21 protein-coding genes are annotated in these 21,552 nt (G+C 74.7%); 9 read left to right on the top strand and 12 right to left on the bottom strand.

The window, feature by feature from the left end; all coding sequences use genetic code 11:
- The first annotated feature begins 23 nt into the window (after nucleotides 1-23).
- From ACFYYN_RS21830 to ACFYYN_RS21820, 3 genes are read left to right on the top strand one after another with little or no spacing between them, the layout of a single operon-like run.
- Entirely contained in the window at nucleotides 24-596 is a 573-nt protein-coding gene (locus ACFYYN_RS21830; RefSeq protein WP_500547272.1) for a helix-turn-helix domain-containing protein, read from the top strand.
- A gap of 41 nt (nucleotides 597-637) precedes the next feature.
- Nucleotides 638-1,195, top strand: coding sequence for a YbaK/EbsC family protein (locus ACFYYN_RS21825; RefSeq protein WP_500324972.1), 558 nt, complete (start codon nucleotides 638-640; stop codon nucleotides 1,193-1,195).
- Nucleotides 1,192-2,019, top strand: a complete 828-nt coding sequence (locus ACFYYN_RS21820) for a GNAT family N-acetyltransferase (RefSeq protein WP_500547155.1) — start codon at nucleotides 1,192-1,194, stop codon at nucleotides 2,017-2,019. Before ACFYYN_RS21825 ends, ACFYYN_RS21820 begins: the two co-directional genes overlap by 4 nt.
- On the opposite strand, the gene ACFYYN_RS21815 is transcribed toward ACFYYN_RS21820, so the two are convergent.
- Together ACFYYN_RS21815 and ACFYYN_RS21810 are read right to left on the bottom strand one after the other, a co-directional pair.
- On the bottom strand, nucleotides 1,994-2,512 hold the full coding sequence (locus ACFYYN_RS21815) for a GNAT family N-acetyltransferase (protein ID WP_500436688.1): 519 nt from the start codon (nucleotides 2,510-2,512) through the stop codon (nucleotides 1,994-1,996). The two genes, ACFYYN_RS21820 and ACFYYN_RS21815, sit on opposite strands and share 26 nt — an antisense overlap.
- A gap of 92 nt (nucleotides 2,513-2,604) precedes the next feature.
- Entirely contained in the window at nucleotides 2,605-3,012 is a 408-nt protein-coding gene (locus tag ACFYYN_RS21810) for a CoA-binding protein (RefSeq protein WP_500547154.1), read from the bottom strand.
- Nucleotides 3,013-3,084: 72 nt separating this feature from the next.
- On the opposite strand from ACFYYN_RS21810, the gene ACFYYN_RS21805 reads away from it, so the two are divergent.
- Nucleotides 3,085-3,714, top strand: a complete 630-nt coding sequence (locus tag ACFYYN_RS21805) for a YigZ family protein (RefSeq protein ID WP_500547153.1) — start codon at nucleotides 3,085-3,087, stop codon at nucleotides 3,712-3,714.
- Nucleotides 3,715-3,730: 16 nt separating this feature from the next.
- On the opposite strand, the gene ACFYYN_RS21800 is transcribed toward ACFYYN_RS21805, so the two are convergent.
- Nucleotides 3,731-5,341 (bottom strand): serine/threonine-protein kinase, encoded by a 1,611-nt coding sequence (locus ACFYYN_RS21800; protein ID WP_500547152.1) that lies wholly within the window; start codon nucleotides 5,339-5,341, stop codon nucleotides 3,731-3,733.
- A 192-nt stretch (nucleotides 5,342-5,533) separates the two neighbouring features.
- On the opposite strand from ACFYYN_RS21800, the gene ACFYYN_RS21795 reads away from it, so the two are divergent.
- Together ACFYYN_RS21795 and ACFYYN_RS21790 are read left to right on the top strand one after the other, a co-directional pair.
- Nucleotides 5,534-6,694, top strand: a complete 1,161-nt coding sequence (locus ACFYYN_RS21795) for an exonuclease SbcCD subunit D (RefSeq protein ID WP_500547151.1) — start codon at nucleotides 5,534-5,536, stop codon at nucleotides 6,692-6,694.
- A 265-nt stretch (nucleotides 6,695-6,959) separates the two neighbouring features.
- A complete protein-coding gene (locus ACFYYN_RS21790) occupies nucleotides 6,960-9,962 on the top strand; it encodes an AAA family ATPase (protein ID WP_500547150.1) in 3,003 nt (1,000 codons plus the stop codon).
- On the opposite strand, the gene ACFYYN_RS21785 is transcribed toward ACFYYN_RS21790, so the two are convergent.
- Nucleotides 9,927-10,376, bottom strand: a complete 450-nt coding sequence (locus ACFYYN_RS21785; RefSeq protein ID WP_499510416.1) for an Lrp/AsnC family transcriptional regulator — start codon at nucleotides 10,374-10,376, stop codon at nucleotides 9,927-9,929. The genes ACFYYN_RS21790 and ACFYYN_RS21785 overlap by 36 nt on opposite strands.
- 94 nt (nucleotides 10,377-10,470) lie before the next feature.
- Between ACFYYN_RS21785 and ACFYYN_RS21780 the strand changes: the two genes are divergently transcribed.
- Nucleotides 10,471-11,013 carry a rhodanese-like domain-containing protein gene (locus tag ACFYYN_RS21780; RefSeq protein ID WP_500547149.1) on the top strand — a complete coding sequence of 181 codons (543 nt, stop codon included), beginning with the start codon at nucleotides 10,471-10,473 and terminating at the stop codon, nucleotides 11,011-11,013.
- A gap of 18 nt (nucleotides 11,014-11,031) precedes the next feature.
- On the opposite strand, the gene ACFYYN_RS21775 is transcribed toward ACFYYN_RS21780, so the two are convergent.
- Both ACFYYN_RS21775 and ACFYYN_RS21770 read right to left on the bottom strand, forming a co-directional pair.
- A complete protein-coding gene (locus tag ACFYYN_RS21775; RefSeq protein ID WP_500547148.1) occupies nucleotides 11,032-11,838 on the bottom strand; it encodes an ATP-grasp domain-containing protein in 807 nt (268 codons plus the stop codon).
- 51 nt (nucleotides 11,839-11,889) lie between these two features.
- The gene (locus ACFYYN_RS21770) at nucleotides 11,890-12,423 is read right to left on the bottom strand and encodes a GNAT family N-acetyltransferase (protein ID WP_499510413.1); all 534 of its coding nucleotides are present in this window, start codon (nucleotides 12,421-12,423) and stop codon (nucleotides 11,890-11,892) included.
- A gap of 177 nt (nucleotides 12,424-12,600) precedes the next feature.
- Between ACFYYN_RS21770 and ACFYYN_RS21765 the strand changes: the two genes are divergently transcribed.
- Nucleotides 12,601-13,197, top strand: coding sequence for a hypothetical protein (locus tag ACFYYN_RS21765; RefSeq protein WP_500436696.1), 597 nt, complete (start codon nucleotides 12,601-12,603; stop codon nucleotides 13,195-13,197).
- 62 nt (nucleotides 13,198-13,259) lie between these two features.
- Here the strand turns inward: ACFYYN_RS21765 and ACFYYN_RS21760 are convergent, their stop codons facing one another.
- Both ACFYYN_RS21760 and ACFYYN_RS21755 read right to left on the bottom strand, forming a co-directional pair.
- Nucleotides 13,260-14,936 carry a DUF885 domain-containing protein gene (locus tag ACFYYN_RS21760; RefSeq protein WP_500547147.1) on the bottom strand — a complete coding sequence of 559 codons (1,677 nt, stop codon included), beginning with the start codon at nucleotides 14,934-14,936 and terminating at the stop codon, nucleotides 13,260-13,262.
- Between the two features lie 48 nt (nucleotides 14,937-14,984).
- Nucleotides 14,985-15,467 carry an Lrp/AsnC family transcriptional regulator gene (locus tag ACFYYN_RS21755; protein ID WP_431964617.1) on the bottom strand — a complete coding sequence of 161 codons (483 nt, stop codon included), beginning with the start codon at nucleotides 15,465-15,467 and terminating at the stop codon, nucleotides 14,985-14,987.
- 59 nt (nucleotides 15,468-15,526) lie between these two features.
- Here ACFYYN_RS21755 and ACFYYN_RS21750 point away from each other — a divergent pair, with 59 nt between their 5' ends.
- Entirely contained in the window at nucleotides 15,527-16,729 is a 1,203-nt protein-coding gene (locus tag ACFYYN_RS21750) for a trans-sulfuration enzyme family protein (protein WP_500370947.1), read from the top strand.
- Here the strand turns inward: ACFYYN_RS21750 and ACFYYN_RS21745 are convergent.
- The 4 genes from ACFYYN_RS21745 to ACFYYN_RS21730 form a co-directional block, all read right to left on the bottom strand.
- Complete coding sequence (locus ACFYYN_RS21745) at nucleotides 16,683-18,071, bottom strand: GNAT family N-acetyltransferase (protein WP_500547146.1); 1,389 nt, start codon at nucleotides 18,069-18,071, stop codon at nucleotides 16,683-16,685. The genes ACFYYN_RS21750 and ACFYYN_RS21745 overlap by 47 nt on opposite strands.
- A 76-nt stretch (nucleotides 18,072-18,147) precedes the next feature.
- Nucleotides 18,148-18,669: a DUF1990 domain-containing protein gene (locus tag ACFYYN_RS21740; protein WP_500547145.1), complete on the bottom strand. Its 522-nt coding sequence runs from the start codon at nucleotides 18,667-18,669 to the stop codon at nucleotides 18,148-18,150.
- Between the two features lie 98 nt (nucleotides 18,670-18,767).
- On the bottom strand, nucleotides 18,768-19,373 hold the full coding sequence (locus ACFYYN_RS21735) for a dihydrofolate reductase family protein (protein WP_500547144.1): 606 nt from the start codon (nucleotides 19,371-19,373) through the stop codon (nucleotides 18,768-18,770).
- Between the two features lie 524 nt (nucleotides 19,374-19,897).
- Nucleotides 19,898-21,481, bottom strand: a complete 1,584-nt coding sequence (locus tag ACFYYN_RS21730) for an alkaline phosphatase D family protein (RefSeq protein WP_500547143.1) — start codon at nucleotides 21,479-21,481, stop codon at nucleotides 19,898-19,900.
- Nucleotides 21,482-21,552 lie beyond the last annotated feature (71 nt).

Here is a 21,552-nt window from a genome sequence, read left to right as displayed (position 1 = left end):
CATTCATCATATTGGACGGTACGGTGCCGGACCTCGACCTGATCGCCCAGTCGCTCGCGCGCAACGTCAAGCGCCTGCGCCTGGAACGGGGCTACAGCCTCGACGCGCTCGCCGCCCGCGCCGGCGTCAGCCGCGGCATGCTGATCCAGATCGAGCAGGCGCGCACCAACCCGAGCCTGGGCACCATCGTCCGCATCGGGGACGCGCTCGGCGCGAGCCTGGTGAACCTGCTGGACTACGCGGACGGGCCCAAGGTGCGGCTGGTCCCCGCCGACCAGGCCGTCGAGCTGTGGAGCACCCCCGCCGGCAGCCGCGGTCTGCTGCTGGCCGGCGGGCAGGCGCCGGGACCGCTGGAGATGTGGGCCTGGCGGATCATGCCGGGCGAGGGCCACGACTCGGACGCGCATCCGCCGGGCACCGTCGAACTGATCCGGGTGGACAAGGGCGAGCTCACCCTCGTCGTCGACGGGCAGGAGCACCGCGTGCCCGCCGGGACGACCGCCGGCTTCGAGGCCGCAGCGCCGCACGGCTACCGCAACCGGGGCACCGAGGTGACGGAGATGACGCTGGCCATCTCCGTCCCCGCCCCCCAGTGAGACGGCGCCGCCAACTCCCGGGATTTGTTAGCGTTCCGGACATGCGCGCACCCATCGGCACCTTCACCGACGTCCACCCCGCCGTGGAGAAGCTCGACCTGCTTCCGGCCCCCGTCGCGGCCGCACTGACCGCCTGGAGCGGGCAGGTGCCCGTCGAGGAGCTGCTGCTGGTCGACACCGACCCGGAGAAGGCGGACACCGCGGTTTTCACCGAGACGTACGGGGTCGCCCTGGAGCAGTCCGCGAACTGCGTGGTCGTCGCGGGCAAGCGCGGCGGGGAGGTGACGCTCGCCGCCTGCGTCGTCCTCGCCACCACGCGGGCCGACGTGAACGGCCTCGTGCGGCGTCATCTCGGCGTCCGCAAGGCCTCGTTCGCGCCGATGGACACCGCCGTGGGCGAGAGCGGCATGGAGTACGGCGGCATCACCCCGATCGGGCTGCCCGCCGACTGGCCGCTGCTGGTCGACGCGGCGGTCGCGGACACCCCGTACGTGATCATCGGCAGCGGCCGCCGGCGCGGCAAACTGCTCGTGCCCGGCAAGGCGCTGGCCTCGCTGCCCGGCGTGGAACTGCTGGAAGGGCTGGGACTCCCCGCGTGACGGATCTGCTGGACCGCCTGGAGCGCTACTACGACGCCGTGCCCCGCGCGGGCGCCCGCGCCGAGGAGCACGGCCCGCTCACCCTCTTCGTCCGCGAGGGCGTCGGCTGGCCCTTCTACGCCCGCCCGACGCCCGGCGCCGACGGCACCGTCGGCCGGGCCGACGTCGACCGGGTCCGGGCCCGCCAGCGCGAGCTGGGCGTGCCCGAGTGCTTCGAGTGGGTCGCGGAGACCACCCCCGGCCTCCGGGAGGCGGCGCAGGCGTCCGGCCTGGCCGTGCACGAGCACCCGCTGATGGTGCTGGATCCGCTCGTCCCGTCCCCGTCCCCGCCGCCGCCGGAACTCCCCGCGGACGTCGGCGTACGGCTGCTCCGGCCCGGTGACCCCGCGCTGCCCAGCGCGCTCACCGTCCCGCACCTGGCCTTCGCGCAGCCCGGCACCGCCGTCGGCACCGCCGGGCGGGCGGAACTCGCCGCCGCGCTCCCGCTGCACGCCGCCCCGGGACTCGTCGCGACCGCGGAAGCCCGACTGCGGGCCGGGCTCACCGTCCACGCCGCGGCCGTCGAGGACGGCACCGCGCTGTGCGCGGGCCAGTACAACCCCGTGGGCGAGGTCTGCGAGATCGTCGGCGTGGGCACCCTGCCCAGCGCCCGCCGCCGCGGCCTGGCCCTCGCGGTCACCGGCGCGCTCGTCGCCGAGGCCCGTGCGCAAGGGCTGACCACCGTGTTCCTGTCGGCGGGCGACGAGGCCGTCGCCCGGATCTACGCCCGGCTCGGCTTCCGCCGGGTCGGCACGGCCCTCATCGCGGAGCCGTCCGCCCCCTGACCGGCCGCCGCGACAGGTCCAGCGACAGCGGGATCGAGTGCTCGGCGAACCCCAGGCTGCGGTAGAGCGGTTCCGCCTCCGGGGTCGCGTGCAGGTCGACGCGGGTCACGCCCTGTTCCGCGAACCACGCGAGCAGGGCCTGCGTCGTCGCCCGCGCGTACCCCAGGCCGCGGTAGCGGGTGTCGGTGCAGACGTTGAAGACGAAGCCGAACCGGCCCGCCGGGTGCCCCGGTGCGGGCAGCCGCTCCTCGACCCGGCCCACCGCGCACGCCGCCAGGTGCGGCCCGTCCGCGACCGCGGGGTCGCCGTCCACCACGAACGCCCCCAGCCACCGCGCGCCGCCCCCGCCGAGCTGCTCGCGCGCCCGCTCCTGCGCGGCCGCCTCCCAGGGACCGGGCTCGTCCCGCCCGCTCATGGCCAGGAACATCAGCCGCCGCAGCCGTACCAGCTCGGCGGCGTCATCGGGTCGGGCAGGGCGTACGGGACCGGGCATGTGTGCACGCTACAACAGGGCATCAGGCCCGACGCAGCGGATCTCCGGCGCATCCGCGAGCCCCGGGGCCCGCGGCAACCGGGGTCCGGCGGCTAGCCGAGCCGGGGGATCTCGATCGCGGGGCAGCGGTCCATGACCATGAGCGGACCCGCGGCCCGAGTGCGCGCGTACGCGTCCTCGTCGATCACGCCGAGCTGGTACCAGACCGCCTTCGCGCCGATCGCGACGGCCTCGTCCGCGACGGCCCCGGCCAGGTCGGAGTTGACGAAGACGTCCACCACGTCGACCGGGAACGGGATGTCGGCCAGCGAGGCGTAACCCTGCTCACCGTGCACGGTCTCGGCCTTGGGGTGCACCGGCACCACGCGCTTGCCGTACCGCTGCAGCACCGCGGCGACGCCGTACGCCGCCCGCGAGGCGTTGTTGGACAGCCCCACCACGGCCCAGGTGTCCCCGAGGCCGGTCAGGATCTTCCGAACCGTCGCGTCGTCTCCGTACACGTCGTCCTCCCTCTATTCCGTCCGCAGCAGTCAACCAGAGGACGCACCTGACTGTTCCCGTAGGGTGGCGGGGTGGTGGAGCGGTATCTGACGATCGGGCGCGAGCACGTCCACGAGAGCGAGATCAAGCGCTCGCGGTTCCTGTGCGCACTGGCGCCGGCCCCCAGTGAGGAGGCGGCGCAGCAGTTCATCGCCCGTGTCCGCAAGGAGCACGCCGGGGCGACCCACAACTGCTACGCGTACGTGATCGGCGCCGAGGGCCGGATCCACAAGGCGAGCGACGACGGCGAGCCGGGCGGCACCGCCGGGACCCCGATGCTGCAGGTGCTGCTGCGCCGCGAGGTCCGCGACGTCGTCGCCGTCGTCACCCGCTACTACGGCGGCATCCAGCTCGGCGCGGGCGGTCTGGTCCGCGCTTACGGGGGCGCCGTGTCGGCGGCGCTCGACGAGCTCGGCACGGTCGAGCGGCAGAAGCTCACACTGGTCACCGTCGTCGCGGATCACCAGCGGGCCGGGCGCATCGAGAACGATCTGCGCGCCGCCGGCCGCACCGTACGAGGCGTCGCCTACGGCGCGGCGGAGGTGCGCATCGAGCTGGGCGTGCCGGAGGAGGAACTGGCGGCCTTCCGGAGCTGGCTCGCGGACGCCTCCGCCGGGACCGCGGGCGTCGAGGTGTCGGGCAGCGCCTTCGTGGACGTGTAGCGGGCCCGCCGGCAGGTCACTCGGCGTTGACGTAGGTGACCTTGCCCTTGACGGTGGCCTCGATGAAGCAGGTGCGGTAGTCGTCGACCCGGTAGTAGTACAGGGACGGCTTGTCGCTGATGATGTCGGGCTTGACGATCGCGTAGCCGAGGGTCGGGTGCTCGACCTTGCAGTCCTTGTCGGCGCGGCCCATCAGGGCCGGAAGCGCGTCCCAGCTGACGGTCCTGAGGTCGACGACGGTGTCGTCGGGATCGATGGTGCCCTTGCTGCCCCACTCCGTCACCTCGCCGTCGCGGTACATGTAGCCGTCGTACACGCCGGTGTCCGACTTCTTGGGTGCCTTGAAGATCGCGTAGTCCTCGTAGACGGTCAGTTCGACCACCTTGGTGCCGCCCGAGACCGACTTCACGACGTCCGCCATCGAGCGGCCCCCGGCCACCGAGAGCAGCTTCTCGGCCGCCGCCGTGCTGGGGGCGCCGGGGCCGGAGGAGTGCCTGCCCTTCGGGGTCCCCGTGCCGCCGGCCTTCTCCTTCGCGTCGGAGTCCCCACCGTGGAGCCCCGGGACGAGGGTGTACAGCAGGACGCCCGCGACGCCCACGGCCACGACGGCGGTGGCGGCGGCCACGACCCGGCCGGCACGGCCGCCGCGCCGGGCCGCGGGCAGCGCGGTGGGGCGGGTCGGCGGCTGCGGGGGGTGGTAGGGGTGGGGAGCCAACGGCGGGTACGAGGCCGGGGCGGGACCGAAACCGGGGGGCGCCGCGTCCATGGGCGCGGGAGCGGGCGGCGTGCCGCGCTCGACGTCGGAGAGCATCCGGTCGAGCCGGTCGGCATCGGGCCGGGCGGCGGCGTCCCGCACGAGCAGGGCGGTGAGCACGGGGGCGAGCGGCCCCGACCGCACCGGGGGCGGCAGGGGCTCGTCGAGGACGGCGACGAGCGTGGCGATGCTGGTCTCGCGGCGCAGCGGGTGGACGCCCTCCACCGCGACGTACAGCAGCATGCCGAGCGACCACAGGTCGGAGGCGGGGTTGCCCTCCTCGCCGCGGATGCGCTCGGGGGCGATGTACTCGGGCGAGCCGATGAGGCCGCCGGTGGTCGTCAGCCGTGTCGAGTCGCGGAGCGTGGCGATGCCGAAGTCGGTGAGCACCGGTGTCATGCCGGGCCGCAGCAGCACGTTCGCGGGCTTCACGTCGCGGTGGTGGACCCCGACCGCGTGCGCGGCGCGCAGCCCCGCGAGTACCCCGCGGCCGACCGCGGCCGCCTCCGGCGGGGTCAGCGGGCCGCGGGCCAGCCGGTCCTGCAGGGAGCCGCCGGTCACCAGCTCCATCACCAGCCACGGGTGGGGGAGGTCCGTCCTGTCCACGATGTGGTGGATCGTGGCGACATTGGGGTGGTGCACCCGGGCCAGCGCGCGGGCCTCGCGCAGCACGCGCTCCCGCAGTTTCGCCGCCGCCTCGGGGTCGGTCGCGGCCAAGTCCGGGTCGGGCGGCCGTACTTCCTTCAGGGCGACCTCGCGGTGCAGGGCGGTGTCGCGGGCCCGCCAGACCAGGCCCATGCCGCCGCCGCCCAGTCGTTCCAGCAGCTCGAAGCGGCCGTCGATCAGTCGTCTGCCGGAGTCGCTCGCCGTCATGGCGGTTATCGTACGGGCGGGCGGGGACACGGCTTGACCGACCTTGCCCGAATTCGGACTCCCGCGGCGCGCTGACAGTGGTGCCGGATAGCCTGCTCTCGGAGCCTACGGGACCGGTGGGGACACCGGGGCCCGTGCGGAGCATGCGGAACGTGAGCCGGAGGAACGGAACATGCGGGCGGGAGAGCCACGGTGAGGTTGCTGCACACCTCCGACTGGCATCTGGGGCGGTCCTTCCACCGGGTCGGACTGCTCGACGCCCAGGCGGCGTTCATCGACCATCTGGTGGCGACGGTGCGGGCGGAGCGCGTCGACGCCGTCCTCGTCGCCGGCGACGTCTACGACCGGGCGCTGCCCTCGCTGCCCGCCGTCGAGCTCTTCGACGACGCCCTGCACCGGCTCGCCGCCCTCGGCGTGCCCACGGTGATGATCTCCGGCAACCACGACTCGGCCCGCCGGCTCGGTGTGGCCTCCGGGCTCATCGACCGCGCCGGGATCCACCTGCGGACCGACCCGGCCGGGTGCGCGAGGCCGGTCGTGCTCGCCGACGCGCACGGGCCGGTCGCCCTGTACGGGCTGCCCTACCTCGAACCGGCCCTGGTGCGCGAGGAGTTCACCCTCGACCGGGCCGGGCACGCCGAGGTGCTGAGCGCCGCCATGGCGCGGGTCCGCGCGGACCTGGCCGCACGCCCCGCGGGCACCCGCTCGGTCGTGCTGGCGCACGCCTTCGTCGCGGGCGGCGCGCCCAGCGACAGCGAGCGGGACATCACCGTCGGCGGTGTGGCGGCCGTGCCCGCGGGCGTCTTCGACGGCGTCGACTACGTGGCCCTCGGCCATCTCCACGGCTGCCAGACGATCACCGACCGCGTCCGCTACTCCGGCTCCCCGCTGGCGTACTCCTTCTCCGAGGCCGACCACCGCAAGAGCATGTGGCTGGTCGACCTCGGCGCCGACGGCTCCGTGTCCGCCGAGCGGGTCGACTGCCCCGTGCCCCGGCCGCTCGCCCGGATCCGCGGCCACCTGGAGGAACTGCTGGAGGACCCGGCGCACGAACGGCACGAGGACTCCTGGGTCGAGGCCACCCTCACCGACCCGCACCGCCCGCACGAGCCCATGGCCCGCCTGCGCAAACGCTTCCCCCACGCCCTCGCGCTGGCCTTCGAGCCCGAGCGCACGGACGCCGGCCCCCACGCCTCGTACGCGCAGCGCCTGCGCGGCCGTACCGACCGGCAGATCGCCGAGGACTTCGTGACCCACGTCCGCGGCACCGGGCCCGACGCCGCGGAGCGGGGTGTCCTGCGGGACGCGTTCGACGCGGTCCGTAGCGATGCCGTAGGGGCGGAGACCGACTGATGCGCCTGCACCGTCCGACCTTGACGGCCCTCGGGGCGTTCGCCGCCAGCCGGGCGGTCGGCGCTCTGCGCGGCGATCGGCCGCGCGGCGATCACGCCGCCGTCGTGCTCGGCCCCACCGTGGGCGGTGGGCGGCCGGCGGGTGCCCGGCGCCGCGTGCGGCCGGGGAGCGGGCCGGGTACCGGGCCCGACGCCGCGGAGCGGGGTGTCCTGCGGGACGCGTTCGACGCGGTCCGTAGCGATGCCCTAGGGGCGGAGACCGACTGATGCGCCTGCACCGTCTGACCCTGACCGCCTTCGGGCCGTTCGCCGGCAGCCACACCGTGGACTTCGACGAGCTGTCCTCGGCCGGGCTGTTCCTGCTGCACGGCGCGACCGGCGCCGGCAAGACCTCCGTGCTGGACGGGGTGTGCTTCGCCCTGTACGGCGGGGTCCCCGGCAGCCGGCAGGGCAACCGGCTGCGCAGCGACCACGCCGGGGAGGACACGCCCACCGAGGTCGTGCTCGACCTGACCGTGGGCGGACGGCGGCTGGAGATCACCCGGCGCCCCGAGCAGCCGCGCCCGAAGAAGCGCGGCACCGGCTACACGATCGAGAAGGCCGTCACCCTGCTGCGCGAGCACACGGCGGGGGAGTGGCGGGCGCTCAGCAAGTCCCACCAGGAGGCCGGCGAGGAGCTGAAGCAGCTCATCGGCATGAGCCGGGAGCAGTTCTGCCAGGTCGTGCTGCTGCCCCAGGGCGAGTTCGCGACCTTCCTGCGGGCCACCGCCACCGACCGGGCCGCCCTGCTCGGCAAGCTCTTCGACACCGGCCGTTTCAAGGCCGTCGAGGAGTGGCTGCGGGCCCGGCGGCGGGCCGCCGAGCAGCGGGTGGCCGCCGGGGACGACGAACTGCAGCGGCTCGCCGAGCGCATGGGCCAGGCCGCCGGTGACGACCCGGAGGCCCTGGTCGGGCCGCTGCCGGAGGGCGTCGCGACCGGCGACCCGGAACTGGCCCCGCACATCCTGCGCTGGGCGGCCGTGCTGGCCACCACCGCTCACGAACGCGTCGACGTCGCCGACCTCGCCGTGACCGCCGCCGAGGGCGCGCACGAGCAGGCCCAGCGCGAGGCCGAGGCGGTACGCGAACTCGCCGTCCGGCAGCGCCGGCACGCCGCGGCCGAGCGCCGCGCCCGCGACATGGCCGGCGAGCGCGAGACCCGCGCCCGCGAACAGCGGCTGCTGGAGACGGCGGAGCGGGCCGCGACCGTGGTGCCCGCCCTGGAACTGCGCGAGCGGGCCGCCGCCCGGCAGGCCCGTGCGGCCGTCGAGGAGCGCACCGCCCGCGCGGGCCTGCCCGCCGAGCAGTACGAGGCGGGCGCCGAACAGCTCGCGGAGTACGAGAACCGGCTCCGCGAAGAACTGGGCGGCCTCGCCGACGCCGGCCGGGCCGAGCAGCGCGCCGCCGAACTGGCCCACGACCGAGGGCGGGTGGAGCGCGAGGCCGCCGAGGACGAGCGGCTGATCGCCGACACGGCCGCGTGGCTGGACGGCTGGGAGGCCGCACGCCTCGGCCACGAACGCGCCGTCGACACCGCTCAGTCCGCCGCCACCCGCGCCGCCGAACTCTCCGGCGCCCTCGACCGGGCCCGCCGCCGCCTCGACGCCGCCCGTGAACGCGACACCCACGCCACCGCGCTGCTCGCCGCGCAGGACCGGCTGCGCGCCGCACGCGACGCCGCCGCCGACGCCCGCGACCACTGGCAGGACGTGCGCGAGGCCCGCATCAACGGCATCGCCGCCGAACTGGCCGCGCAGCTCGGCCCCGGTGAGGGCTGCCTGGTCTGCGGCGCCACCGAGCACCCGCACCCCGCCCGCCCCACAGGCCGCCAGGTGGGCCGCGCCGACGAGGAGGCCGCGCAGGAGGCCCAGCAGCGGGCCGCCGCCACCCGGGACACCGCGCAGGACCAGGTCGTACGCCTCACCGCGGCCCACGACGCGGCCCTCGCCGGCGCGGGACCGGAGCCGCAGCCCGAACTCGCTGCCGCGCACGCCGCCCTGGAAGAGGAGTACCGGGCCGCCGTGCAGGCCGCCGCGCGGGCCCCCGAGGCGCGCCAGGCGCTCGACCGGGCCCTCGCGGAGCACGCCCGCCGCTCCGCGGACCGCAACGAGGCCGAGAACCGGCTCGCTTCCCTCACCACCCGCCGGGAGCTCCTCGACCAGGAGGACTCCGAGCTCACCGCCCGGCTGGCGCGGGCCCGCGGCCCGTACGCCACCGTCGCCGAGCGCCGCGCCCGGCTCACGGCGGACGCCGAGCGCGCCGCCACCGCGGCCGGGGCGGCCCGCGCCGGGCAGGACTGCGCCCGCGCGCTGAAGGAGGCGGACTCCGACCTGGCCGACGCCGCCTACAAGGCCGGTTTCCCCACGCCCGAGGCGGCGGCCGCCGCCGTACAGCCGGAGACGGAACTGCGGCGGCTGCGGCAACGGGCGGAGGAGTGGCGCCGCGAGGAGGCCGCGGTCACCGCCGAACTCACCGCCCTGGACCTGGCCGAGGCCGCCGCGCTGCCCCCGGCCGACCCCGACGCGGCCCGGCGGGCCGTCGAGACCGCCACCGTACGGCTGCGCGGGGCCGCCGCCCGCCAGTCCGCCGCGCACACGACCCGCGACGCCCTCGACCGGCTGCGGGCCGAGGCGCTGCGCGGCACCAGGGCGCTCGCCCCGGCCCGTGAGGAGTACGCGCGGCTGCGACGCCTGGCGGACCTGGCCACCGGCGCCGGCGAGAACACGCTGCGCATGGAACTGGAGACCTACGTGCTGGCCGCCCGGCTGGAACAGGTCGCGGCCGCGGCCAGCGTCCGGCTGCACCGGATGTCCTCCGGGCGCTACACCCTCGTCCACACCGACGCCCGTGCCTCACGCAACGTCAAGTCGGGCCTGGGGCTGATGGTCGTGGACTCCTGGACGGGCATCGAGCGCGACACCGCCACGCTCTCCGGCGGCGAGACCTTCTTCGCCTCCCTCGCCCTCGCCCTCGGTCTCGCGGACGTCGTCACGGACGAGTCGGGCGGCGCCCGCCTCGACACGCTCTTCGTCGACGAGGGTTTCGGCAGCCTCGACGAGCAGACCCTGGACGAGGTGCTGGACGTCCTCGACGGGCTGCGCGAACGGGACCGTGCCGTCGGCATCGTCAGCCACGTGGCCGAGCTCCGGCAGCGCGTCCCCGCCCAGTTGCAGGTGGTCAAGGGGCAGCGGGGGTCAGCCCTCCGCCACCGCACGGCGGGCGAGCGGTGACGAGTAGACGACGCTCGTCGTCACCGAGCCGAGGCCCGAGACGCGGCCGGTGATCTCCTCCAGGTGACGCATCGAGCGGGCGGTGACCTTCATGATGAAGCAGTCGTCGCCCGTCACATGGTGGGCCTCCAGGATCTCCGGGGTCGACTCCAGCAGATCGTGGAACGGCTTGTAGTTGCCGTGCGGGTAGCGCAGCCGGACGAACGCCATGATCGGGCGGCCGATCCGCTCCAGGTCCACGACGGCCGTGTACGCCGTGATCACCCCCGCCTCCTCCAGCCGGCGGACCCGCTCGGTCACCGCGCTCGGTGACATCGACACGGCACGCGCCAGTTCTGCGTAGCTGGCCCGGCCGTCGCGCTGCAGGGCGTCCAGGATGCGCCAGTCGGTGGCGTCGAGGGAATCCACGGTCATTCCCCTTGAGTACCAGTGGTTTCCCCGGTCGGGCAAGACGGGCGCCGGGGAACGCCCCTTCAGTCGGGCGTCGGCGGCTCGTAGATTTACCGCCATGACGACACAGACCGCCACCTCCACCTCCGCCTCTGCCGCCGACTCCGCCCCCGCCTCCGCTCCGGCCGGCAACCCCGTGCTGCGCGTCCCGCCCGCCGCTCCGGCCGACGCCGCCGGGTACTTCGCCGCGAGCCTCGCCTTCCACGCCGACGTGTCCGACGTCGCGGCCGCCCTCGCCACGGCGGCGGAGAGCGGCACCGGACCCGGCTTCGTCGTCGTCGACTCCCGTTCCACCCAGGCCTGGGAGCAGGGCCACGTCCCCGGAGCCGTCCACCTGCCCACCGCGGACGTCCCCCGGCTCGCCGCGGCCTTCCTCGACCGCGACGTGCCCGTCGTCGTGTACTGCTGGGGGCCCGGCTGCAACGGCGCCGCCCGCGCCGCGCACGCCCTGGCGAGCCTGGGCTACCAGGTCAAGGAGATGCTCGGCGGCATGGAGTACTGGATCCGCGAGGGCTTCGCCCACGAGACGGCCGACGGCACCTCACGGCGTCCGGCCGACCCGCTGACCGCGCCCGTGGGCGCCGACGACTGCGGTTGCTGAGGCCGCCGCGCGACGGCCTCAGCGGACCACGGAGACGGCCGGGCGCAGGAACCGGCGGTCCCGCGGACCCCAGCCGGCGAGCGGCGCCGCGGCCCGCAGGACGACGTCCAGCGCGGCGTCGGCGTCGCACGCGTAGTGCCCGCTCGCCCAGGCGGCGTTGGCCTCGACCACCGCCCACCCGTCCGCGGTCCTGCCGACGTCGACCACGACCGCGCCGGGCAGTTCCGGCACGCCGGGTGCGAACAGCCGTCGGGCGAAGTCCCGCACCTCGCCGGCCGCCGGGTCGCCGTCCAGGGGCGCCACGTCCAGGTCGCCGCGGGCCGCGTAGCGGCTGCCCGTGACGACCTCGCCGTCCAGCAGGAACAGCCGGTACTCGACGGCGAACGCCACGATGTCGCTCACCAGCACGGGGGCGTCGTCGTCCACCGCGTCCGGACCGGGCAGGCCGCTGCCGTCGGGGTACACCCGGGCCGGGAAGCTCTTGTCGTTCGGCGGCTTCACGAAGGCGGGCCGGCGCAGCCCGCGGGCCTCCGCCAGGGTCGTGAACTCGATCCGCCGCCCCACGAGTTGGCACGGCAGCCGGGCCAGCCAGTCCTCGTCGGCCTCCAGCAGCCCCAGGCCCAGGTCCGCCGCCACCGCGTCCGCGAAGAGCGGCCCCGCGTACAGCGACGGGCCCACGGCGTCGAGCGCGTCCTGCGGCACCCGCCACGTGGGGAGGGTACGCGTCGCCATGCCGCGCCGGTGGGCGGCCGCGGCGAGCGCATGGCCGGTGGCGGTCACGCGCGGCGAGAGGAAGAGGGTCCGGGACGGGTGCACGGTGTTCACGGTCAACGATGGTGGCGCACCCGGCGGGTGCCGCGACAGCGCATTACGCCGTCACACCACCCCGGCCGGCCGCAGCTCGTACGCCCACTGGGCGTCCCGGTCCGCGACCCGCCCGAAACCGGCCCGCTCCAGCACCCGTTGCGAGGCGCGGTTGCCCGGATCCGTGGTCGCCAGCACGGTGCGCACCTCGGCACGGCTCAGCGCCCACCGGGACAGCACCAGTACGGCGTCCGTCGCCCAGCCCACGCCGCGCGCGGACTCCGACAGGTCGTAGCCGATCTCCACCAGGCCGTCGACGGCGGAGGGCGGGCCGTGGAAGCCGATGCCGCCGAGCGCGAGGCCGTCGTCCGTCCGCTGGATCACGAACAGTCCCCACCCCGGGGCGTACACCGCGGCGGCCGCCGCGATCGTCATCATCCCGGCCGCGATGATCGTGCCCTCGCCCGGCCCGCCGTCGATCCACTCCAGCCCGGCCGGCTTGCCGTCGGCCAACTGGGCTGCTTCCTCCGGCAGTTGCTCCCTCAGCACCACCCGCCCGTGCGTCAGCACCAGGCGGCCGTCTTCCCGCGCAGCATTCGGAATCATCGGCGTGACACCCCCATGCGACTCACCCTATCCACCCCCGCCGCTCCCCGCGGGCGGGTCCCGCGCCGGGGCGGGCATCGCGGGCAGGCACCGGGCGGCGGCGTGCCCCGCGGGAAACCCGCGGGCTGCCGACGGTCCGGCGTGGCAGGATCGGTGCCGCTCAGGGGAGGGATGCGCATGGGGCTCGACTACACCTACGAGATCGTCCTGCCGGGCAGGAACGTCGCCGCCGCGCTGGCGGAGCTGGTGAAGCTGGCGCCGCCGGCCTCGCAGGTGCCGCCGCTGACCGTCACCCTGCCCGGCGGGGAGGGCATCGTCGTCCCCTTCACGTCCCATTTCCGGAGCGAGCCGGTGGACTGCTCCGGGAGCGGCACGCTGGGGCTCGACACTTCGATCATGTTCGGGGTGGACGACGCCGTGCGCGCGTTCCTGGAGGACCGGGACCCCGAGCCCGACGCGCTCGGGAGGGTCCCGATCGGCTACGTCTACCTGACGGTCCGGTTCGCGCCCGCGCTCCACCCCCACTACGCGACGCTGGAGTTCACGGCGGCGACCACCCGGATGAGCCTGATGTTCGAGCGGTCCGCGAGCGTCCGGTCGGTGTTCACCGGCCTCACGGCCGCAGCCGGGGGAGTGTGCTGCCTGCTCGACACCGAGACCGGCATCCACCGGATGGACTGGCTGAACGGCCGGCCGGTGCGGGAGACGGTCCCCGGCCCCCGCTTCGCCGACTACCGGGCGCTCGTGGCGGCCTGGCCCGACCCGGAGCGGTGAAGCGGGGGCGTACGGTGTCCTCCCCGGTGTCCTCCCCCGGGCCGGCCCCGGGGGAGGACGGCCTAGAGCTTCGAGAGCTCGTCGACGAGGTCGTCCAGGCCCAGGGAGCCCTGCGACAGCGCGGCCATGTGCCAGGCCTTGGGGTCGAAGGAGTCGCCGTGGGCCTTGCGGGCGGCCTCGCGCCCGGCCAGCCAGGCGCGCTCGCCCAGCTTGTAGCCGATGGCCTGCCCCGGCATGCCGAGGTAGCGGATGATCTCGCTGTCGAGCATGGCGTCGCTGAGCCCGTTGAAGCGCCCGAAGAACTCACGCCCCAGCTCCGGCGTCCAGGTCTCGCCCGGACGGTACGGGCTGTCCTGCGGGATCTCCAGCTCCAGGTGCATACCGATGTCCAGGATGACGCGGGTGGCCCGCAGCATCTGCGCGTTGAGGTAGCCCAGCCGGCGCCCCGCGTCCGTCAGGAAGCCGAGTTCGTCCATGAGGCGCTCGGCGTACAGGGCCCAGCCCTCCGCGTTGGCGCTGACCTGGCCGAGGGTGGCCTGGTAGCGGCTGAGCCGGTCCGCGACGTACACCCACTGCGCGAGCTGCAGGTGGTGGCCGGGGACGCCCTCGTGGTACCAGGTGCTGACCAGGTCCCAGACGGGGAACCGCTCGCGGCCCAGGGTGGGCAGCCAGGTGCGGCCCGGCCGGGAGAAGTCCAGGGAGGGGGCCGTGTAGTACGGCGCGGCGGCGCTGCCGGGCGGGGCGATGCGGGACTCGACGTGCTTGACGGGCTCGGCCAGGTCGAAGTGGGTGCCGTCGAGCGCGGCCATGGCCTCGTCCATCAGGCCCTGCAGCCAGTCGCGGACCTCGTCGACGCCCTCGACGGCCTCGCCGGCCTCGTCCAGGTGGGCCAGCGCCTCCAGCGGGGTGGAGCCGGGCAGCACCTTCTCCGCCTCGACGCGCATCTCGGCGTCGAGGCGCCGGAATTCCTCCCAGCCCCAGGCGTACGCCTCGTCCAGGTCGAGGTCGGAGCCGGTCCAGTAGCGGGCCCAGCGGGCGTACCGCTCGCGGCCGACGGCGTCCGGGGTGCCCTCGACGGCGGGGGCGTAGGTGTCGCGCAGCCAGTCGCGCAGGCCGGCGACGGCCGCGGTGGCGTCGGCGGCACCGCCGTCGAGCTCGGACCGCAGGGCCTGCGGGCCCTCCTTCACGAACTGCGCGAACCAGCTCGCTCCTGCGTCCTCGCCCAGCCACTCGCCGAGCTGCTCGATGACCGTGGCGACCTGGCGCGGCCCGGCCGGCAGCTTGCGGGCGACGCCCTCCTCCAGGGAGGCCCGGTAGCCCGCCAGGGACTCCGGGACCGCGCGCAGCCGGGCGGCGACGGCGGCCCAGTCCTCGTCGGTCCCGGTCGGCATCAGCATGAAGACGCCGCGCACCGAGTGGACGGGGGAGTGCAGGTTGCTCACGGCCCGCAGGCCCTCACCCGCCTCGTGCACGGCCAGCTCGGCGGTGAGCCGCTCGCGCAGCAGCCGGGCGCAGCGGCGCTCGTCGTCGTCCGTCGCCTCGGCCGCGTCGACGTCGGCCAGGGTGCGGCGGGCGAGCCCGGCCTGGGCCTCCAGGCCGGCGGGGCTGAAGTCGGGGAGCCGGTCCTGACCGGTCCGCACCCCCAGGTACGTGGCGGTGATGGGGTCGAGTTCGGTGACCGCGTCGACGTACGCGTCGGCGATCTGGCGGGGCAGCGCGCTGCCGGTGGTGTCGGGCATGGTCACATCCTGGTACGGAGCGGCCTGCTCCGTCATCACCATTGACGATCATATTCCTGACGTGGGCGGGAGCAGCGGGCCGCAGTCCCAGTGCTGGAAGATCAACCGGGTCTCCACGCGCGCGACTTCGGGCCGCGAGGTGAACTCGTCGACGACCAGCCGCTGGAGGTCACCGGTGCTCGCCACGGCGACGTGGACGAGGTAGTCGTCGGGCCCGGTGAGGTGGAACAGCGCCCGGGACTCGGGCAGTGCCCGCACCCGCTCGACGAACGGGCCGATCAGCTCCCGGCGGTGCGGCCGCACCTGCACCGCCAGCAGTGCCTCCAGCGGCCGCCCGAGCCGGGCCGGGTCGACCCGCAGCTCATGGCCGAGGATCACCCCGGTGCGGCGCAGCCGGCTGACCCGGTCCAGGCAGGTGGACGGGGCCACGCCCACGGCCGCGGCGAGGTCCTTGTACGTCGTCCGTGCGTCGTTCTGCAGGAGCCGCAGAATCTCGAGGTCGACCGGGTCCAGAAGCACAGAATCGGACATCGGCCGAAGTTAACACGGGCCCTCCCCGCTACGGACCGGTAGCTGTTCAGCATCGGGCCATGGACACGACAGCATCGGCGCCCACCCGCGCCCTCGCCACCGAGGCCGTGCACGCCGGCCGCGAAGACCTCGCGGACCTCGGCCTGCACGCCGTTCCCCTGGACCTGTCCACCACCTACCCCTCGCGGGACAGCCGCGCCGAGGCCGCCCGGCTCGACGACTTCGCCGTGACCGGTGCCGCGCTGACCGGCCCGCCGGTCTACTCCCGGCTCGACAACCCCACCGTCGCCCGCTTCGAGGCGGCGCTGGCCCGGCTGGAGGGCGCCGAGGCCGCGGTGGCCTTCGCCAGCGGCATGGCCGCCCTCACCGCCACCCTGCTGGCCCGCGCCTCCATGGGGCTGCGCCACGTGGTGGCCGTCCGCCCGCTGTACGGCTGCAGCGACCACCTCCTGACCGGGGGCCTGATCGGCACCGAGGTGACCTGGACCGACCCGGCTGGGGGTACCCCCGACGCAGTCAGGGGGAGAATAGCGGACGCCATCCGCCCCGACACCGGCCTGGTGATCGTGGAGACCCCCGCCAACCCGACGCTGGCCGAGGTCGACCTGCGGGCCGTCGCCCACTCCTGCGGCGAGGTGCCGCTGCTGGTCGACAACACCTTCGCCACGCCCGTCCTGCAGCGCCCGCTGGAGAGCGGCGCCAGGATCGTGCTGCACAGCGCCACCAAGTACCTGGGCGGCCACGGCGACGTCCTGGGCGGGGTCATCGCCTGTGACGAGGAGTTCGCCCGCGTGCTGCGCAAGGTGCGCTTCGCCACCGGAGGGGTGCTGCACCCCCTGGCGGGCTACCTGCTGCTGCGCGGGCTGTCCACGCTGCCGGTCCGGGTGAAGGCCGCCTCGGCGACGGCGGCCGCGCTGGCCGAGCGGCTGGCCGCCGACCCGCGGGTGGCGAAGGTGCACTACCCGCGGATCGGCGGCGCCATGGTCGCGTTCGAGGTCCAGGGCGACCCGCACGAGGTGATCGCCGGGGTCCGGCTGATCACCCCGGCGGTCAGCCTCGGGAGCGTCGACACCCTCATCCAGCACCCGGCCTCGATCAGCCACCGCATCGTCGACGAGGGCGACCGCCACAGCTCGGGGGTCAGCGACCGGCTGCTGCGGCTGTCCGTCGGCCTGGAGGACGTCGAGGACCTGTGGGAGGACCTCGACATCGCGCTCAGCGCTGCGACGCGCTCGCGCCGGCCGGTGACAGCGTCGCGGTGATGACCAGCGTGCCGTCCTCGACCTGGTAGTCCAGCGGCAGGCCCAGGCGGCGCATCGTCGCGACCATCCCGGTGTTGGTCGCCCGGGTCACCGCGTAGACGCTCTCGCACCCCGCGTCGACGGCCTGGGCGACCAGGCGGCGCAGCAGCTCCAGGCCGATGCCGCGGCGCTGCCAGGCGTCCTCGACCAGCAGGGCGACCTCGGTCTCGTCGCCGTCCCACAGCAGGTGGCCGAGGGCGACGAGCCGGCCGGAGACGGTCTGCACGGCGAGGGTCTGCCCGAAGCGGGGGCTGAGCAGGTGGGTCAGATAGCGGTCCACGTCCGCGACCGGCCCGTGGTAACGGCGCGTCAGGGTCCTGGCGGAGCAGTGCTCGTGGAGCTCGCGGGCGGCCTCGAGGTCCTCGGGGCCCGCCCGGCGGACGGTGATCTCGTTGCCCTCGGGGAGGGTGAGCACCGCCCGGTCCTCCGGGACCCTGGTGCCCAGGTGCGCGTCGAGCTCGACGAGCGCGCGGGCGCGGGCGAACTCGGTCGGGGTGAACGGGAGGTAGGCGCGTTCCACGGTGAGGGTGCCTCCGGCCGGATCGCGCAGCCGCATGATGGTGCCCTCCAGGGTGTCCTCGGTGTCCTCGGTGTCCTCGGCGGGATCGGGGCCGGCCGTACCGGGCGGGGTGGACCTTATCGTGCAGCGGCCGAACAACTGGCGTAGTGCCAGGGGTAGTTCGGCGGCGTCCATGGCGGTGCGGGTGGCGAGGTTCAGCACCCGGGTCGGGGTGTCGACCAGGTCGTGGGCGTCGGCCCGCTCGATCCAGGTGTCGCGCCCGCCCCCGCCGCCCACGGTCCGCGTCAGGTCGCCCGGGGCGAGTGCGGCCGGGGCGCGGACCAGGAACTCGTCCACGGTGCCCTCGGCCAGCGGGTGCGTCTGGAGGGTGAGGATGTCCACGCCCCGCCCCGCCAGCGCCGTGCAGAGCGCGGCGAGGCTGCCCGGCGTGTCGTGCACGGTGGTGCGCACCCGCCACAACGTCGTCCGCGGGTCGGGTCCGCCCACGGCGGAGCTTTCCCCCGGCTCCATCGTACGGCTCCCGCTGTGGCTCCCGGCTGTCGGCGGTGAGTGACCGTGATGGCGTGCCCACCATGTGTGGAAGCCGGCCGTGGCGACGAGCGCGGCGGCCGACAGGCACAGCAGGGCCGGGCCGTCGGGGGCGTGCCCGACGAGATTGGCGATGAGGTCGGCGGTGGCCACGGCCACGAAGAGCGCGGCGAGTTCGATCACGTCGCGGCGCCAGTGGTGCTGCCGGGCCGCGAAGGCGGCGGGGGCGGTCGTGGCGGAAGTCAGTTCTCGCATGCAAACACCATGCCGAACTCGTGTTGCGTGATCACGAACGCGTTGTGACCGACGGGTAAAGGGTGTTCCATGTCGGTTAACTCCCCCTTTCAACAATTCCGTCCTGCGACAATCTGCGTAGGCACCGGCCGTAGCGCCGCGCGATGCCACGCTGAGTGACGCGTCCCAGGGGGCCCAGTAGACGCACCAACCACGCCCCCGGTCCACTGAAGGCCGTGACATCCAGCCACACGGACCCGTCGGGCGCGAGGCTCACCACGAACGACTCCTCGCCGCGTTCCGGGTGGCCGGGGAGCGTCCCGTAGGCGAACCCCACGCGCTCCGGGCCGCGTTCCGCCCACACCACCTCGCACGGCGCGCGCAGCGGGCCGATCCGCAGGGACACACGTACCCCCGGCGCCGCGTCCGGGGTGCGGGCGGGCACCCGCAGTCCGGTCGCCCGGTGCATCCGCCACCCCATCAGCGCCCGCCCGGCCGCGGCCAGCACCTGGGGGCCCTCGCCGAGCCGGATCCGCTCGTGCAGGTGGTGGAACCCCGGCGGCGTGGGCCCGCCGGTCCGTGTCATCCCGACCTGCTCATAGGTGAAACCACCCGTCACGGCGCCGTCCTTCCCGTCCTCAGGAGCCCGCTGGGCACCCTCCCCGCTCGCTCCACGAGGTCTCGAAATCGCCGTATTGCCCCGACGATTTGCACATGCTAAGCCCCCGGGGCGCCGCCCGCCCGCCGGTAGGTGCAGACGTTGACGCCCTTGTCGCTGGTGACCGTGGAGACCAGTGCGAAGGTGCGCAGTCCGCCGTCCTCGGGGAAGAGCGACTTGCCGCCGCCGAGGAGCACGGGCATGACCACGAGGCGGAGTTCGTCGACCAGGTCCTCGCTCAGCAGGGTGCGCGCGAGCGTCGGGCTGCCCATGACCACGACGTCGCCGCCGGGGGCCTCCCGTAGCTCCTTGATCCGGGCCACGGCCTCCCCTCCGGGGATGCGGGTGGTGTTGTGCCAGGTCAGCTCGGAGTCGCCGAGCGTGCCGGACACGACGTACTTCGGGAGCGCGTTCATCCGGTCCGCGAAGGGGTCACCGGCCCGCTCGGGCCACGCGCCGGCCATCGCCGCCCACGTGCGGCGCCCGTACAGCAGCGCGTCGGCCTTGCCGACCGCCTCGTCGAAGGCGCCGCCCACGACCTCCGGGTCGAAGAAGGGGTGCGTCCAACCGCCGTTGGCGAAGCCGCCGTCGGTGTCCTCGTCCGGTCCGCCCGGCGCCTGCACCACGCCGTCGAGGCTGATGAATTCGGTGATCACGATGCGCATGGGACTCGCTCCTCGTCTTCGTCGTCACTCGCCGCCGTCACGGCAGGGGAGACCGTCGCGCTGCCCCGACATCATCGCGCCGAGGAGGCGAGGCGAGGTGACCTGGACCACATCCCGCGGATCGTGATGGAATCCGACCGCCGCCGACCGGCTGTGAGCGCCTGGACGATGCCCGTGCCGCGTGACCCGGGGAGGTGCTGATCCGTCCCTTCGGGAAGGCCGGGCGTCCCCTTGGTGCAGAGGGTCTCGTCCCCCGATTCAGCCGGACGAGGTCTTCGTGCAGGGTCGGCGATCGAGCGCGCCGGGCGTCTTCGGTCCGGTGCGATCTCGGGTGGACCCGCGGTCATCGGCGGCGCGGGCGCCGCCCTGTGCGGGAGGGGGAGTGGCCCGGGGATCCGCAGGGCTGCGGGATCCGGGGATCCGCAGGGCTGCGGGATGCCGTGGGGGCCGCGACCGGCCGGCGTCCGGCGGCGCGCTCGCACCGCCGGGCGCCGGCCCGTCGCCGCCCCCGCTGCCGTCGGTGGCTACTGCCCGACCAGCCCCGCCCGGAGCACCTTCGTGAACAGCACCGAGCCGTCCTGCTCCCGCAGCCGCACCGTCATGTCCCCGGAGTGGCCGTCGATGTCGACCTGCCCGAAGAACTGGTAGCCCTCGGCGGGCGAGACGTTCGAGGCCGTCGGGGCCTTCACGAAGACCCGCTCCGGGCCGAAGGTGCCGTCCAGCGCGCTCGCCGGGAAGGCACCCGCGTTCAGCGGACCGGAGACGAACTCCCAGAACGGCTCGAAGTCCGTGAACGCCGCGCGGGAGGGCTGGTAGTGCTGCGCCGAGGTGTGGTGGACGTCGGCGGTCAGCCACACCGTGCCCGTGATCCTGCGGTGCTTGACGAACCGCAGCAGTTCGGCGATCTGCAGCTCGCGGCCGAGCGGCGCGCCGGGGTCGCCCTGCGCGACGGCCTCGATGTTCGGCCGGCCCTCCGTGGTGTCGGGCACCACCAGCCCGAGCGGCATGTCGGCGGCGATCACCTTCCACACTGCACGCGACCGCGACAGCTCCCGCTTCAGCCACTCCAACTGCTCACGGCCGAGTATGCCCTGCGGGTCGTGGGCCTGGTCGTCGGGGGAGTTGGCGTTGCGGTACGTGCGCATGTCGAGGACGAAGACGTCCAGCAGGGGACCCTGCCGCAGCACCCGGTACACCCGGCCGGCGCCGTCCGGCCGCAGCGAGGAGAGGGGGAAGTACTCGGCGAACGCCCGCCGCGCCCGGGCCGCGAGGACGTCCACGCTCTTCTCGGTGTAGCGCGGGTCCGAGGCGGCGATCACCTCGCCGGGGTACCAGTTGTTGCGGACCTCGTGGTCGTCCCACTGGATGACGGACGGCACCCGGGCGTTGAAGCGCCGCAGGTTCTCGTCGAGCAGGTTGTAGCGGAAGTTGCCGCGGAACTCGGCCAGCGTCTCGGCGACCTTGGACTTCTCCTCCGTGGTGACGTTGCGGTAGGCGCTGCCGTCGGGGAGGGCCTGGGTCGCCGCGATCGGGCCGTCGGCGTAGATGTTGTCACCGCTGCACAGGAAGAAGTCCGGGTCCACCGCGCCCATCGCGTCGAAGATGCGGTAGCCGCCGATGTCGGGGTTGATGCCCCAGCCCTGCCCGGCCAGGTCACCCGACCACACGAAGCGCACGCCGCCGTGCCGTGCGTCCGGCGCCGTGCGGAAGGTCCCCGTCACCGGCGCGCCGGTGCGGCGCGGGTCGTCGGGGTCGGCCAGCAGCACCCGGTAGTGGACCTGCTCACCGGACGGCAGGCCGTGCAGCCGGGTCACCCCGGTGAAGTCGGTGCCGGGGCCGACCACCGGGCCGTGGAAGCGCCGGATGTGCCGGAACGACCCGGTCGCCGAGGTCTCCACCACCATCCGCGCCGGCCGGTCCGCGCGCACCCACACCAGGCCGCCCGACGCGGTCACGTCGCCGGTCTGCACCCCCGACGTCGCCGCCGGCCTCCCCGACAGGGCCAGCGCTGGCGCGGCCGCCGCGGGCACCAGCAGCGCCCCGGAGGCCGCCAGCCCGCCCCTCAGCACCGACCGCCGCCCGACCGTGCTCCCGGATCCGTCCGCCATCCCGACCTCCCACGTCGCAGTCGCGCACGCCGGAATGCGTCCGCCCCACGTTCCTACTCGCGCCGCGTGCC

This window comes from Streptomyces sp. NPDC001902 (assembly GCF_042891295.1).
In the GTDB taxonomy this organism is placed as follows: domain Bacteria; phylum Actinomycetota; class Actinomycetes; order Streptomycetales; family Streptomycetaceae; genus Actinacidiphila.
Note: the sequence above shows the minus strand (reverse complement) of the source record. Positions and strands in the feature narration are given on the sequence as shown.